At 67.1% G+C, this 12,708-nt stretch carries 15 protein-coding genes; 7 read left to right on the forward strand and 8 right to left on the reverse strand.

Features of this window, described 5'->3' with window-relative positions; translation table 11 throughout:
- The first annotated feature begins 52 nt into the window (after positions 1 to 52).
- Both A0U87_RS09165 and A0U87_RS09170 read left to right on the forward strand, forming a co-directional pair.
- Complete coding sequence (locus A0U87_RS09165; RefSeq protein ID WP_048938153.1) at positions 53 to 466, forward strand: VOC family protein; 414 nt, start codon at positions 53 to 55, stop codon at positions 464 to 466.
- Positions 467 to 470: 4 nt separating this feature from the next.
- On the forward strand, positions 471 to 1,007 hold the full coding sequence (locus A0U87_RS09170; protein WP_048938152.1) for an O-acetyl-ADP-ribose deacetylase: 537 nt from the start codon (positions 471 to 473) through the stop codon (positions 1,005 to 1,007).
- A gap of 204 nt (positions 1,008 to 1,211) precedes the next feature.
- Here A0U87_RS09170 and hisN read toward each other — a convergent pair whose 3' ends face one another.
- On the reverse strand, positions 1,212 to 2,039 hold the full coding sequence (hisN, locus tag A0U87_RS09175) for a histidinol-phosphatase (protein WP_048938151.1): 828 nt from the start codon (positions 2,037 to 2,039) through the stop codon (positions 1,212 to 1,214).
- Positions 2,040 to 2,113: 74 nt separating this feature from the next.
- Between hisN and A0U87_RS09180 the strand changes: the two genes are divergently transcribed.
- Positions 2,114 to 2,554, forward strand: a complete 441-nt coding sequence (locus A0U87_RS09180; protein ID WP_048938150.1) for a VOC family protein — start codon at positions 2,114 to 2,116, stop codon at positions 2,552 to 2,554.
- 49 nt (positions 2,555 to 2,603) lie between these two features.
- Positions 2,604 to 2,840 carry a hypothetical protein gene (locus tag A0U87_RS09185; RefSeq protein WP_048938149.1) on the forward strand — a complete coding sequence of 79 codons (237 nt, stop codon included), beginning with the start codon at positions 2,604 to 2,606 and terminating at the stop codon, positions 2,838 to 2,840.
- On the opposite strand, the gene A0U87_RS09190 is transcribed toward A0U87_RS09185, so the two are convergent.
- From A0U87_RS09190 to A0U87_RS09200, 3 genes are read right to left on the reverse strand one after another with little or no spacing between them, the layout of a single operon-like run.
- Entirely contained in the window at positions 2,837 to 3,313 is a 477-nt protein-coding gene (locus A0U87_RS09190; RefSeq protein ID WP_048938148.1) for a DUF2269 domain-containing protein, read from the reverse strand. The two genes, A0U87_RS09185 and A0U87_RS09190, sit on opposite strands and share 4 nt — an antisense overlap.
- Positions 3,310 to 4,602, reverse strand: a complete 1,293-nt coding sequence (locus A0U87_RS09195) for an SDR family oxidoreductase (RefSeq protein ID WP_048938147.1) — start codon at positions 4,600 to 4,602, stop codon at positions 3,310 to 3,312. Before A0U87_RS09195 ends, A0U87_RS09190 begins: the two co-directional genes overlap by 4 nt.
- A gap of 7 nt (positions 4,603 to 4,609) precedes the next feature.
- On the reverse strand, positions 4,610 to 5,545 hold the full coding sequence (locus A0U87_RS09200) for a ribose-phosphate pyrophosphokinase (protein WP_010338670.1): 936 nt from the start codon (positions 5,543 to 5,545) through the stop codon (positions 4,610 to 4,612).
- A 222-nt stretch (positions 5,546 to 5,767) separates the two neighbouring features.
- Here A0U87_RS09200 and A0U87_RS09205 point away from each other — a divergent pair, with 222 nt between their 5' ends.
- The 3 genes from A0U87_RS09205 (at position 5,768) to A0U87_RS09215 (ending at position 9,349) form a co-directional block, all read left to right on the forward strand.
- Complete coding sequence (locus A0U87_RS09205) at positions 5,768 to 7,429, forward strand: NAD+ synthase (protein WP_137405455.1); 1,662 nt, start codon at positions 5,768 to 5,770, stop codon at positions 7,427 to 7,429.
- Positions 7,430 to 7,520: 91 nt separating this feature from the next.
- A complete protein-coding gene (gene gltX, locus A0U87_RS09210) occupies positions 7,521 to 8,855 on the forward strand; it encodes a glutamate--tRNA ligase (protein WP_137405456.1) in 1,335 nt (444 codons plus the stop codon).
- Between the two features lie 44 nt (positions 8,856 to 8,899).
- The gene (locus tag A0U87_RS09215; protein ID WP_037510002.1) at positions 8,900 to 9,349 is read left to right on the forward strand and encodes a hypothetical protein; all 450 of its coding nucleotides are present in this window, start codon (positions 8,900 to 8,902) and stop codon (positions 9,347 to 9,349) included.
- 4 nt (positions 9,350 to 9,353) lie between these two features.
- Here the strand turns inward: A0U87_RS09215 and A0U87_RS09220 are convergent, their stop codons facing one another.
- The 4 genes from A0U87_RS09220 to hemC all read right to left on the reverse strand — a co-directional run bounded on the left by A0U87_RS09220 (position 9,354) and on the right by hemC (position 12,698).
- Positions 9,354 to 10,103, reverse strand: a complete 750-nt coding sequence (locus A0U87_RS09220) for an alpha/beta fold hydrolase (RefSeq protein WP_048938144.1) — start codon at positions 10,101 to 10,103, stop codon at positions 9,354 to 9,356.
- A 111-nt stretch (positions 10,104 to 10,214) separates the two neighbouring features.
- Complete coding sequence (locus A0U87_RS09225) at positions 10,215 to 11,087, reverse strand: hypothetical protein (protein ID WP_010338675.1); 873 nt, start codon at positions 11,085 to 11,087, stop codon at positions 10,215 to 10,217.
- 28 nt (positions 11,088 to 11,115) lie between these two features.
- A complete protein-coding gene (locus A0U87_RS09230; protein ID WP_048938143.1) occupies positions 11,116 to 11,775 on the reverse strand; it encodes a uroporphyrinogen-III synthase in 660 nt (219 codons plus the stop codon).
- On the reverse strand, positions 11,772 to 12,698 hold the full coding sequence (gene hemC / locus A0U87_RS09235; RefSeq protein ID WP_048938142.1) for a hydroxymethylbilane synthase: 927 nt from the start codon (positions 12,696 to 12,698) through the stop codon (positions 11,772 to 11,774). Before hemC ends, A0U87_RS09230 begins: the two co-directional genes overlap by 4 nt.
- Positions 12,699 to 12,708: the final 10 nt, after the last annotated feature.

Below are 12,708 nucleotides of genomic sequence, written 5' to 3' on the forward strand. Positions count from 1 at the left end.
TATTCTGTGGCCCGGCCGACTCGATCCATGGGTCGGCGCGAAGGAGAGGATCATGAGCGACACGCCGTTCGTCCTGCCGGGGGTCACGCCCCATCTGACCATCGCCGACGGCAAGGCCGCCGACGCCATTGCCTTCTACACCGCTGCCTTCGGCGCGACCGAACAGAGCCGCCATCTGGAAGAGGATGGCACGCGGATCATGCACGCTCATCTGACGATCAATGATGGCGGGCTGATGCTGAACGATCATTTCCCCGAAATGTGCGGCGGCGGCCCGGCGGAAAAGCCGGCGGCGGTGACGCTGCATCTGGAAGTGGACGATGCCGATCGCTGGTGGGATCGCGCGGTGGCCGCCGGCGCGTCGATCCGCTTCCCGATCGACAATCAGTTCTGGGGCGCCCGCTATGGGCAGGTCACCGACCCCTTCGGCCATGTCTGGTCGATCGGCGGGCCGATCAGGGACTGAGGCTATGATGGTCGGGACGACGCGCTGGGACGTGGTGACGGGCGACATCACCCGTTGCGCGGTCGACGCGATCGTCAACGCCGCCAATAACAGCCTGCTCGGCGGTGGCGGCGTGGATGGCGCGATCCACCGCGCCGCCGGGCCGGAGCTGCTGGAGGAATGTAGGGGCATTGGCTGCTGCCCGACCGGGGAGGCGCGGATCACGCGCTGCTACCGGTTGCCGGCCCGCTATATCATCCACACCGTCGGCCCGGTCTGGCAGGGCGGCAATCAGGGCGAGCGCGACCTGCTCGCCAGCTGCTACAGCCACAGCCTGTCGCTCGCCCGCCATCATGGCCTACGCAGGGTCGCCTTCCCGGCGATCTCGACCGGCGTCTATGGCTATCCCAGGGCGCAAGCCGCCAAGGTTGCCGCCCGCGCCGTGGCGGAAGCGCTGCGCCGCGATCCCGATGCCTTCGACCATATCCTCTTCGTCTGCTTCGACGAAGACAATCGCGCTCTCTACGACGCCGCTGTCAGGGATGCTGTGGCGGGGGATTAGGGTGTGAACAAGACATTCCTCCCCGGCACGGGGAGGGGGACCGCTCGCGTAGCGAGTGGTGGAGGGGCACAGGCCGGATAGCGTAGTACCAATAGACACTTGCCCCTCCGTCAGGCGCTCCGCGCCTGTTCAATGGAGACGCGTGTCTCCATTGAACTCCCCGTGCCGGGGAGGAACGACCGCTCTTGGTCGCTTGCAGGCGCCTCAATGATCGTGATGATGCCCATGGTCATGCCCATCACCCGCGCCGTGGATCGCTTCCAGCACATCCTCCAGCCGCGCGGGATCGCCCAGTGCCAGCACATGGCCTTCGCTGTCGGCGGTCAGCGGTTCGCCATTCCAGTCGCACATCAGGCCGCCCGCGCCCTCGACCACCGGCACCAAAGCGGCGAAGTCATAGCTTTGCAGCCCGGATTCGATGACGATGTCGAGGAAGCCCGACGCCAGCAGGCCGTAATTATAGCAGTCGCCGCCATAGACCGGCCCCTGGCGCGGCGCCCCGCCCGATACTGCGCCGACCAGCGCCATATAATGGGGCACGTCGCCCTCGGCGAACAGATGCGGGCTGGTGGTGGCGATGCCGGCGCCCTCCAGCGCCTTGCACGCGCGGGTGCGCACCGGCTTGCCGTTGAAGGTTGTGGGCTGACCACTCATCCCGGCCCAGCGTTCCTGCGCGATCGGCTGGTCGATGATGCCGATCGTCGGCCAACCCGCCTGCGTCAGCGCGATCAGCGTGCCGAAGATCGGCCGCCCGGCGATGAAGCTGCGCGTGCCGTCGATCGGATCGAGAATCCACACCCGCTCGGCATCGGTGCGAACCGAACCATATTCCTCGCCGATGATGCCGTCGTCCGGCCGTTCCTTTTCCAGGATCGCGCGGATCGCGGCTTCGGCGGCGCGGTCGGCCTCCGTCACCGGCGACTTGTCGGCCTTGATCTCCAGATCGTAGCGCGCGCGGAAAAAGGGACGGATGGCGGCGCCGGCGGCGTCGGCAAGGCGGTTGGCAAGGGCCAGGTCATCGCGGGTCGTCATGCCCCTTCGCCTAGCCGGTCGGGGCGCGATAGGCTAGACAGGAGCGACCCGATTCACCGAAGGGGAGAGGAAAGATGCCCGGTTCACCCGTCATCCCGTGCCTGCGCTATGCCGATGCGCCCGCCGCCATCGATTTCCTGTGCGCCGCCTTCGGTTTCGAGCGGCACGCCGTCTATCCCGACGATCTCGACAACGGCATCATCCATCATGCCCAGCTTGTCCTGGGCGAGGGCATGGTGATGCTGGGCAGCGTCAAGGATATGGAGGGCGAGTCGCTCTACACTTGGTCGACGGTGCGCGACCTCGGCGGCATCACCGCCTGCGTCTATATGGTCGTGCCCGATGTCGATGCCCATTGCCTCCATGCCCGCAACGAAGGCGCGGTGGTGGTCGACGAACCGCATGACAATCCGGGCTATCCGGGGCGCGGCTATACCGCGCTCGACCCTGAAGGAAATGTCTGGAGCTTCGGCAGCTATGACCCCTGGAAGCCGATCCCCGAAGAGGGCGATTAAGCTTTTGGAAACCGTGCCGTTCTAGCCTCCCGGAAGAAAGGGGGCCGTCATGGCGCTGGTTGGCTGGATCTTGAGCTTCATCTGCCTGTTCGCGGGCCTCGCGCTGCGGCAGGACATGCCGATCGGCGGATCGGTGACGATCTCCAACATCCTCGTCGTCTTCGCCCTGCTCGCCTGCCCGATGGTATGGCGCGAACTGCCGCTGGGCGTCTCGCGCGGCCAGCGCATCGTCTCCGGCCTGGCGCTGGTCTTCGCCCTGCCGATCATCCTGTTCCCGACGCATTAAAGCGCCGGGCGCGCCAGCATCAGCCAGACGATCGCCAGAATCGCGCCAAAGGCGGGAAAGCCGAAGGCGAACCACCAGCGGAAAAGTCGATGATAGGCGGATGGTAGCGAATCACCGCCGGCGACGGCGGCTGCCGCCAGGTCGCGCATCCGCGCCTGCATCCACAGCACCGGCAGCCAGAAGGCGCCGATCAGCAGATAGAGCGCAACCGACAGCAGCAGCCAGGGCGTGTCGAGCGGCCAGCCGAGCCCGTGGGCCAGCGCCAGCCCGGTAATCGGCTGCACCACCACTGCGCTGGCGGTGAAGAGCATGTCGGCGATCACCACGATCCGTGCGACCGCCGCGATCACCCGCGCGTCGCCGGTGCGGTGTGCCATCAGCATGAAGAAGGCGATGCCCGCCCCGGTGCCGATCAGTACGCAGGCGCCCAGCACATGGGCCCAGCGCAGCGCCAGGATCAGGACATCGCTCATCGTTCCTCCAGCAGTATATGGGTGATCAGCGCGGCGATCATCACCACCAGTGCCTTGGCCAGCGGCGCCAGCGGATCGACCCACATGTCCGGCCGCACCCAGCTGCCCATGACCAGATAGGCGGCAGTCAGTCCAGCCATGCCCAGCACCGCGCGCTGCGCCCAACGCCGCACCAGGATTGCCGCGCCCAGCAGTAGGTCGGCGACGCTGCCGGCGATACTCAGCGCCATGGCGACTCCTGCGACCGGCGTCCCCTGCAATTCGCCGGCCACCGTGTCCAGCCGGGCGAGGCCGACCAGCCCCGACAGCAGGAACAGCAGCGACAGCGCCGCCACTAGGCACGGCATCAGCAGCATCAGCCGCGCCTGCGAGCGATCCTGCAGCCCCGATGGGTGGCGCGCCAATATCTGGTCCAGCGTCAGCAGCGGCCGGCCCAGCAGCGCCTCGCCGCCTTCCGGCGCGCCGGTCACGTCGCGCGCGATCATGGCCATGGCGGTGCTGCGCAGCGGCGATCGCCAGCCCAGATGGCCAAGCAGGTCGGCGACCGCGCTGACCGGCGTGGCGATCCGGCCGGGCAGGGCGATAACCGGAACGGGCGCAATCCCCAGCCAGCGGCGATGGGCGACGATAATGGCGTCCAGCGTCGATGCCTCACGCTCGACCAGGTCGATGTCGATTGCGCGCGGCGCGTCGGGCGCCAGGCAGCAGACCACCGCCTGCGCCACATCGTCCAGCGCGACGCTCTGGATGCGGCTGTCGCCATGGACGCTGAACAGCCGCAGCGGCATCGCCGCCAGCGCCCGGATCAGCAACGTGCCGCCATAGGCATTGCGGCCGATCACCAGACCGGGGCGCAGGATCGCCCAGTGCAGCGCGGACGCGCGCAGATGATCGTCGGCCACCGCCTTGGTCGACAGGAAGGGGCTGGCGTCCTTTGCCGTGGCGCCGGGCGCGGAAATTTGGATGAAGCGGGCAATGCCCTGCGCGGCGCAGGCGTCGATCAGCGCGGCGATGCTGGCGCCCTGGATCGCCTCCAGCCGTTCGCCGCCGCCGCTCTGCAACGCGCCGCTGGCATTGACCACGGCGTCGACGCCGTGCAGCGCCGTGGCCCAGTCGGCCGGCTGGGTCATGTGGTTGAGGTCGGCGAAATGCCAGGACAGGGCGGGGAAGAGGCGGCGGGCGGTCCGTTCGGACCGGCCCAGGCCGATGACCTCATGCCCCGCCGCGATCAGCGCGCGCGCAATCCCGCTGCCGATGAAGCCATAGGCCCCAACCAGCAGGACGCGCATGCGCGTCTTAGTCGAACAGGCTAGAAACGGAGCTTTCGTCCGCGATGCGCTTGATCGCTTCGCCCAGCAGCGGGGCGATCGGCAGGTGGCGGATGCGCTTGGCATCGTTCACCGCGTCGGTGCCCTGGATCGAGTCGGTGATGACCAGTTCCAGCAGTTCCGATGCCTCGACGCGGGCGACTGCGCCGCCCGACAGCACGCCATGGCTGACATAGGCGACGACTTCCTCGGCGCCCTGCGCCTTCAGCGCGGCGGCGGCGTTGCACAGCGTGCCGGCCGAATCGACGATATCGTCGATCAGGATGCAGAAACGGCCCTTCACGTCGCCGATGATGTTCATCACTTCCGACTCGCCGGCGCGTTCACGACGCTTGTCGACGATCGCCAGCGGCGCGTTGTCGAGCCGCTTGGCGAGCGCACGGGCGCGCACCACGCCGCCGACGTCGGGCGACACGACCATGATATTCTTGTCGCCGAAACGCGCCTGGATATCGGCCGACATCACCGGGGCGCCGAACAGATTGTCGGTCGGGATGTCGAAGAAGCCCTGGATCTGGCCGGCATGAAGATCGACCGACAGGACGCGATCGGCGCCGGCGGTGGTGATCAGGTTGGCGACTAGCTTGGCGCTGATCGGCGTGCGCGGGCCGGGCTTACGGTCCTGGCGGGCATAGCCGAAATAGGGAACGACGGCAGTGATTCGCTTGGCCGACGCGCGCTTGAGCGCATCGATCATGATCAGCAATTCCATCAGATTGTCGTTGGTCGGATAGGCCGTCGACTGGATCACGAACACGTCTTCGCCGCGGACATTCTCATGAATTTCCACGAAAACTTCTTCGTCGGCAAAGCGGCGGACGCTGGCCTCGGTCAGGGGGATTTCGATATAGTCGGCGATGGCGGCCGCGAGCGGCTTGTTCGAATTGCCGGTCATGAGTTTCATGGCGAAAATCCCCAGGCTAATTGGCGTGACGAATTGATGACGATGCGCGAAACGCGGCCCCTTTAGCGGCGCATGTCCCATGTGGAAAGGCGCTTTTGCGCCCTGCGACAAAATGGCCCCCGCATTTTCAGAACACGCGCGAAGCGGGTGTTCGGTTCGAAAATGCGGCATCGGAAAACAGAGCATTTTCGCAAATAGGCAAAATGCTCTAGGGCGCGGTGCATGACCGACAAACTCGTGATCGCGCTCGCCCAGATGACCCAGACCATGGGCGACCCGCGGGCCAATGCCGACGCCATGCTGGAATGGCGCGCCCGCGCCAGGGGCGCGGACCTGATCGTCTTTCCCGAACTGCAACTGATCGGCTATCCGCCCGAGGATCTGGTGCTCAAGCCCGCGCTGCTTGACCAGGCCAATTATCATCTCGACCGGCTGGCGCAGGAAAGCGCCGATGGCGGCCCGGCGATGCTGGTCGGCACCGTCGTCGCGTCGCAGGGCGTGCTGTTCAACGTCGTCGCCCTGATCGAAAATGGCGCCGTCACCGCGATCCGCCAGAAGCGCGAACTGCCCAATTACGGCACCTTCGACGAAAAGCGCCTGTTCGCCCCCGGCCCGCTGCCCGCGCCGATCACGTTTCGCGGCGTGAAGATCGGCGTGCCGATCTGCGAGGATATCTGGTTCCCCTTCGTCACTGCCCATTTGCGGGCCGAGGGCGCGGAAATCCTCATCAGCCCCAATGGCAGCCCGTTCGAGGTCGACAAGGATGATCGCCGCCTGAACGTCGTCGCCGGCACCCGCGTGCGCGAAACCGGCCTGCCGCTCGTCTATCTCAACCGTGTCGGCGGCCAGGACGAACTGGTGTTCGACGGCGCCTCCTTCGTCATGAACGGCGACCTCTCCATCGCCCAGCAACTGCCCGACTGGGAAGAAAAGCTGGTGCTGACCCAGTGGGAGAAATGGGACGGCCAGTGGGTCTGCCTGCCCGGCGAGCGTCATGCACTCGATCCGCGCCCGGCCGACATCTATAATGCGATGGTCTTGGGCCTGCGCGACTATGTGAACCGCAACCGCTTCCCCGGCGTCGTGCTGGGCCTGTCGGGCGGCATCGATTCCGCTTTGTCCGCCGCCGTCGCGGTCGATGCGTTGGGCGCCGACCGGGTCTGGTGCGTGATGATGCCCTCGCGCTTCACCAGCCAGGAAAGCCTGGACGATGCGGTCGAATGCGCCCGCCTGCTCGGCGTTCGCTATGACACCATCCCGATCGAGCCGGCGGTTGCCGCCTTCGACACCATGCTGGCCCCGGTGTTCGAGGGCAAGGCGCGCGACCTCACCGAAGAGAATATCCAGTCGCGCATTCGCGGCCTCACGCTGATGGCGCTCTCCAACAAGTTCGGCCATATGCTGCTGACCACCGGCAACAAGAGCGAGATGTCGGTCGGCTATGCCACCATCTATGGCGACATGGCGGGCGGCTATTCGGTGCTGAAGGACGCCTACAAGACGACGGTGTTCGACCTCTGCCGCTGGCGCAACGACAATATGCCCTCGCTCGGCGAAGGCTTTGGCCCGGCCGGCCCGGTGATGCCCGAACGCGTCATCACCAAGCCGCCCAGCGCCGAACTGCGCGACAATCAGAAGGATGATGACAGCCTGCCGCCCTATGAGGTGCTGGACCCGATCCTCTATGGCCTGGTCGAAGAGGAATTGTCGGTGGCCCAGCTGGTCGAGCGCGGCTTCGACAAGGTGGTCGTCACCCGGATCGAGCATCTGCTCTACATCGCCGAATATAAGCGTCGCCAGTCGCCGCCCGGTGTGAAGCTGGGCATCCGCAATTTCGGCCGCGACCGCCGCTACCCGATCACCAACGCCTTCCGCAGCGTATAAGTAACATCCGTTCGCCCTGAGCGAAGTCGAAGGGCAGGCTGAGCATGGCGAAGCCCCTTCGTTCGGGGCGCACGGGTTTGGAAATAAAGATATGACTGTCATCACCCGCTTCGCACCATCGCCGACCGGCCATCTCCATGTCGGCAATATCCGCGCCGCGCTCCACAATTGGCTGTGGGCGCGCAAGTCCGGTGGCCAATTCCTGCTGCGCCTCGACGACACCGACCTGGAGCGCTCGCGCCCCGAATATGCGGAATCGATCAAGGCTGATCTGCGTTGGCTCGGCCTCGACTGGGACGGCGAGGAAAAACAGTCCGAACGCTTCGCTCTCTATGAAGCGCGGTTCGCGGCGCTCAAGGCCTCGGGCCATGTCTACCCCGCCTATGAAACCCAGCAGGAGCTGGAGCTGCGCCGCAAGGTGCTGCTGGGCCGCGGCCTGCCGCCGGTCTATGATCGCGCCGCCCTGTCGCTGACCCCGGACCAGATCGCTGCCTATGAGGCCGAAGGGCGCACGCCGCACTGGCGCTTCAAGCTCGACCATGACCAGCCGATCGTCTGGACCGACCTGATCCGGGGCGAGCAGCGCTTCGACCCCAAATTGCTGTCCGACCCGGTGATCCGCCGCGCCGACGGCTCATGGCTCTACATGCTCCCCTCGGTCATCGACGATGTCGACATGGGCGTCACCCATGTGCTGCGCGGCGAGGACCATGTCTCCAACACCGCGACCCAGATCCAGATGTTCACCGCGCTCGGCGCACTGCTCCCCGCCTTCGCGCATGAAGCGCTGCTGACCGGCAGCGAGGGCAAGCTGTCCAAGCGCCTCGGCTCGCTCGGCGTCGCCCATTTTCGCGAGATCGGGCTGGAGCCGGCCGCGATCGCCTCACTGCTCGCCCGCCTCGGCAGCTCGCAGCCGATCGAGCCCTTTGCGGATCGTACGCCGCTGATCGAGACGTTCGACTTCGCCCATTTCGGCCGTGCCCCCGCGCGCTTCGATGAAGCCGAACTGGCCAGCCTCAACCAGAAGATCGTCCACGCGCTTCCTTATGAAGCGGTTGCCGACCGCCTGCCCGCGGGCATGGACGCCGCCGCCTGGGCCGCGATCCGCCCCAATCTGGAGACGGTGGCGGGCGCCACCGCTTGGTGGCAGATCGTCACCGGCCCGATCGCGGCACCCGAAGCGGCGGAAGAGGACCACGATTTCCTCGCCGCCGCCCATCGCATCCTGTCCGCCGTCCCCTTCGACGCCGACATCTGGCGCACGCTGACCGGCGCGCTCAAGGAAGAAACCGGCCGCAAGGGCAAGACCCTGTTCCAACCCCTGCGCCGCGCCCTCACGGGCCTGGACCACGGCCCCGACATGGGCCAGCTCCTGCCGCTGATCGGCCGGGAAGAAGCGTTGAAGAGGCTGGCGGTGGCCGATTGATCGGGTTAGGCTGGCCGGACCGGACCATTCTGGAGGCCAGCCTGATGCGTTATGCTCTCATCCTGTCGTCCGGCCTGCTGCTCATGGGAGCCGCAGCGCCGTCTGCTTCCTATAATATCTTTCCCGAACAGGCGGTGATGAATGCCGCGGCTGTCGCCCCCGATGGGGTGAAGGGGGTGTTCGAACTGCCTGTCCGCGCCACTGGGCGCCAGGGCGGCTGGTTCTATCTTAATTCTCAGCAGGATTATCGCGATCCCCGCAACCTGACGATCGCCATTCCCGGTGCCATGGCCGATGCACTGGCACAGCGTTTCGGCGCGGAACTCGATCAATATCTGACGGGCAAGACCATCGCGGTCCGCGGCGAAGCGAAGCGGGTGAAAATTCATTTTCTGGCGGATGGCCGGCCAACCGACAAATATTATTATCAAACCCATGTGCGGCTGACCGATCCCAGCCTGCTGACGGTGGAGGGTGAACCAGTCCGTTACTGACCGCTCAGGCGGCCATCATCTCCAGCGCCTTGCCGACGGCCAAGATCCCCTCCGGCGCGGCGGCGAAGCCCATATGGGTGCAGTCGACCTCGATCGCGCGGTCGCGCTCGCCCGCTCGGCCCCTTGCGCATTCGGGCAGGATCACGCCGTCACGCTGCGACCAGAGCGCGACGGTCGGCACCGGCGGCTTCTCCTCGCGGGTGCAGGGGAAGGGCGGCGTGTCGACCGGGAAGCCCGACACCAGTTGATAGAGGCGCCAGGCATGGTTGGCGCGCGGATCGCCGGAAAAGGGCGTGCCCATCGTCACCACGCCGCCGACCTTGGATCGCGCGAACTTGGCATATTCGCGCGCATAAAGGCCGCCCAGGCTCCAGCCGACCAAAGTCACCGGCTTGCCGCTTGTCCGGCGGATCGCATCGACGCGGGCGTCGATCTTCTCCAGCGTATCGGCGCGCGGCCCGAAATTGCGCCCCATGTCCCAGCCATGCGCCTGATAGCCGGCGGCGTTCAGGATCGCGCGCAGCGGCTCCATCCGATGTTCCGACGCCATCAGGCCGGGCACCAGCAATATATGCCGCCCGTCGCCGCGAATCGCGCGGCTCAGTTGTTCGGCCTGGGCCTTGGTCCGGTTGATGTCGAACGGCACCGAGGCATTGCCCAGCAGATGCGACAGCGACGGACGCGCGGACGCACGCGGACCGCTGGCAAGGCGGCCCTTCCAGAAGCTGGCAATGGCATCGGCATAGGGTGGCACGAGAGATATTGTCCTGAACCGGGCGGGAAAGGTGACATTCTCGTGACAAACGCAGGGTGCGTCCATGGGTTTCATCGCAAGCGATGAACGGTGTGTCTCAGGAAATGAAGCTCAGGGGGCGAGGGGCGATGTCTGGGCGACGCTGGCGCCCTCGGTCGTGCGCAGCTGGCGCGGCTCCAATATCGCCGCCGTCTCAATCAGGTCGAGCGCCCGGCGCGCCTCCAGATAGCGGCGGGCATATTGCATCCAGCGATCGGCCGCAGCGCGATCGGGCATGCGCTCTACCTCGGCCAGCGCCGCGCCGACCCGGCTGGCGTCGATGTAGCGCAGCGCCCGCTGCATCGCCATTTGCGGCCGCGGCGAGGGGGTGGAGGATTTGCGGATGATGATCAGCTCGCGCGCCTCATGCTCGAAACTGTCCCACCAGCTGGCATCGGCCGGCGGCGATGTGACGCGGTCGGCGACATCGACCAGGCCGGCGCGCAGGTCGGCCAGCGTCACCGGCTCGCGCGCGGCGTTGATGATGGTGGCGACGGCGCGGGGCTGGGCCTGGCCGAAACGCAGCCGCAACTGCCCCTCGACATAGCCGAGCGGGGCGCCGGTATCGAGCGCGCGGCGGGCGGCAAAGGCGACCAGCAGCCCTTCGGCGCGCGCGGCATTGCCCGACGCGGCCTGTGCCTCGACGGTGATGCGGTTGAGCCGCTCCTCCAGCTGGATCACGCGGGCGTCGAGCATCTGCGCGGCATCCGCCGTCAGCGGACGGCCCGACGGGATGGCGTTGCTGCCCAGCAGCGGCGCAGGCAGGGCGGGCGTCGCCGCCTCGTCCTTGCCCCAGCGCCGTTCGATCTGCGGCATCGCCCAGATGGTGACGCCGATGCCGATCAGAAACGCGAACAGCAGCAGCACGGGCGTCAGCCAGGATGTGCGTCGGCGCGCGGGCGGCGGCGTTTCCTGCTGAATTTCCACACTCTCCTGCTCGTTCATCAAGTCTCTCTCGTTTGCGACCGCGGTTTCATTCGCACAATCGACGGGCGAGGGCCAGTACCGCCGCATCATTGGGCGCATCGGCGGCCTGCGCGCTGCGCCATCCGCTGCCGCAGGCGGCAAGCGCCGCCGGACTTATCGCCACCACGTCGCTGGTTGCGCGCTGATTTTCGGCTAATATCTCCGCCAGCCGGGCGCCGGCCGCCGCAGAATGGACCAGCAGCACGCCGCCGCTCAGGTCCAGCGGATCGCAGGGCAGGGGCATCATCCGATAGACCGGGATGCGCGTCACCCGCAGCGGCCCCGCGTCCATCGGCGCCACCGCCTCGCCCGACAGATGCAGCAACGCCCGGAGCCCGTCGGCCCCGATCCGCGCGGCGATCGCGCTGGCATCGCCATCCCCCGCGACCGGATCGGCAAATCCCGCCGCCCGCAGCGCCTCGGCGGTCGCCGCGCCCACGGCATAGGTCGGCAAGGCGCGATAGGCCTGCAGCGCGGCCCCGCCGAATCGCACCGTCTGCGCGCTCGTCACCAGCAGCGCATCGAAATCCCCGGCGGGTGGCGGCGTCCAGGTCATCGCCTCGGCCGCGAACAGCGGACACAGCCGCACCGCCAGCCCCATGGCCATCGCCTTGTCCGCCGTCCTGCCGGCGCCGGGCGCGGGCCGCAGGATGATAAGCGGTCTCACCCCTCGAACAGGCTGCGCAGCGCCGGGCTTGCCCGTTCCAGCAGGCTCCGGCCGCTCGCCTCGGCTGCGTCGAAATCGCCGCGCGCCAGCCGTGCCTCGTCCCGCACCGTCTCGTCCCCTTCCGGGCTGATGATCTCGGCGCGCAGATGAATCTGTTCGCCCTCCAGCAGCGCGAGCGCGGCGATCGGCGAATGGCATGTGCCGCCCAGGCCCCGCAGCACCGCGCGTTCAGCCATCACGCAATCGAACGTGTCGCGATGGTTGATCGCCGCCAGCCAGCCCAGCATGTCGTCATTGTCGGCCAGCGTCTCGATGCCGACGGCCCCCTGCGACGGCGCCGGCAACATGGTGTCGATTTCGACCGTGGCGCCAATGTCCGCCTGCCCCAGCCGGTCGAGCCCGGCGGCGGCGAGCAACGTTGCATGGGCTTCGCCGGATTCGAGCTTGGCCAGCCGGGTGGCGACATTGCCGCGGAACAATATGATCTGCGCGTCGGGGCGTAACCGCTTCACCTGCGCGGCACGGCGCGGCGAACTGGTGCCGACGATCGGCTGCGGCGGCAGCGCGGCAAAATTTTCCACGCCGACCAGCCGGTCGCGCACATCGGCGCGCGGCAGCATCGCGGCAATGCGGATCGCATCGGGCCGGATCGTCTCGACATCCTTCATGCTGTGGACGGCGCAATCGATCTCGCCCTCCGCCAGCGCCCGGTCCAGTTCCTTGGTCCACAGCGCTTTTCCGCCGATTTCCGCCAGCGCCCGGTCCTGGATCCGGTCGCCGCTGGTCTGGACGATGACGGTGGTGATGGCGTCCTGATCCCAGCCATGGGCGTCGCGCAGCGCCTGCGCGGTCATATGGGCCTGGGCCAGCGCAAGCGGCGATCCCCTGGTGCCAAGGCGCAACGGTCGTTCGGGTCTTTTCATAAGCGGCTTG

The organism is Sphingobium sp. MP9-4 (genome assembly GCF_005281675.1).
Taxonomy (GTDB): Bacteria; Pseudomonadota; Alphaproteobacteria; order Sphingomonadales; family Sphingomonadaceae; genus Sphingobium; species Sphingobium yanoikuyae.

Excerpts from the sequence above, each read along its gene's own strand:
- gltX (WP_137405456.1), top strand. The coding sequence starts at position 7,521 with ATGACTGTCATCACCCGCTTCGCACCATCGCCGACCGGCCATCTCCAT.
- A0U87_RS09195 (WP_048938147.1), bottom strand. The coding sequence starts at position 4,602 with ATGCGCGTCCTGCTGGTTGGGGCCTATGGCTTCATCGGCAGCGGGATT.
- A0U87_RS09165 (WP_048938153.1), top strand. The coding sequence starts at position 53 with ATGAGCGACACGCCGTTCGTCCTGCCGGGGGTCACGCCCCATCTGACC.
- A0U87_RS09225 (WP_010338675.1), bottom strand. The coding sequence starts at position 11,087 with ATGAACGAGCAGGAGAGTGTGGAAATTCAGCAGGAAACGCCGCCGCCC.
- A0U87_RS09170 (WP_048938152.1), top strand. The coding sequence starts at position 471 with ATGATGGTCGGGACGACGCGCTGGGACGTGGTGACGGGCGACATCACC.
- A0U87_RS09200 (WP_010338670.1), bottom strand. The coding sequence starts at position 5,545 with ATGAAACTCATGACCGGCAATTCGAACAAGCCGCTCGCGGCCGCCATC.
- A0U87_RS09190 (WP_048938148.1), bottom strand. The coding sequence starts at position 3,313 with ATGAGCGATGTCCTGATCCTGGCGCTGCGCTGGGCCCATGTGCTGGGC.
- A0U87_RS09180 (WP_048938150.1), top strand. The coding sequence starts at position 2,114 with ATGCCCGGTTCACCCGTCATCCCGTGCCTGCGCTATGCCGATGCGCCC.
- A0U87_RS09205 (WP_137405455.1), top strand. The coding sequence starts at position 5,768 with ATGACCGACAAACTCGTGATCGCGCTCGCCCAGATGACCCAGACCATG.
- hemC (WP_048938142.1), bottom strand. The coding sequence starts at position 12,698 with ATGAAAAGACCCGAACGACCGTTGCGCCTTGGCACCAGGGGATCGCCG.
- A0U87_RS09185 (WP_048938149.1), top strand. The coding sequence starts at position 2,604 with ATGGCGCTGGTTGGCTGGATCTTGAGCTTCATCTGCCTGTTCGCGGGC.
- A0U87_RS09215 (WP_037510002.1), top strand. The coding sequence starts at position 8,900 with ATGCGTTATGCTCTCATCCTGTCGTCCGGCCTGCTGCTCATGGGAGCC.
- hisN (WP_048938151.1), bottom strand. The coding sequence starts at position 2,039 with ATGACGACCCGCGATGACCTGGCCCTTGCCAACCGCCTTGCCGACGCC.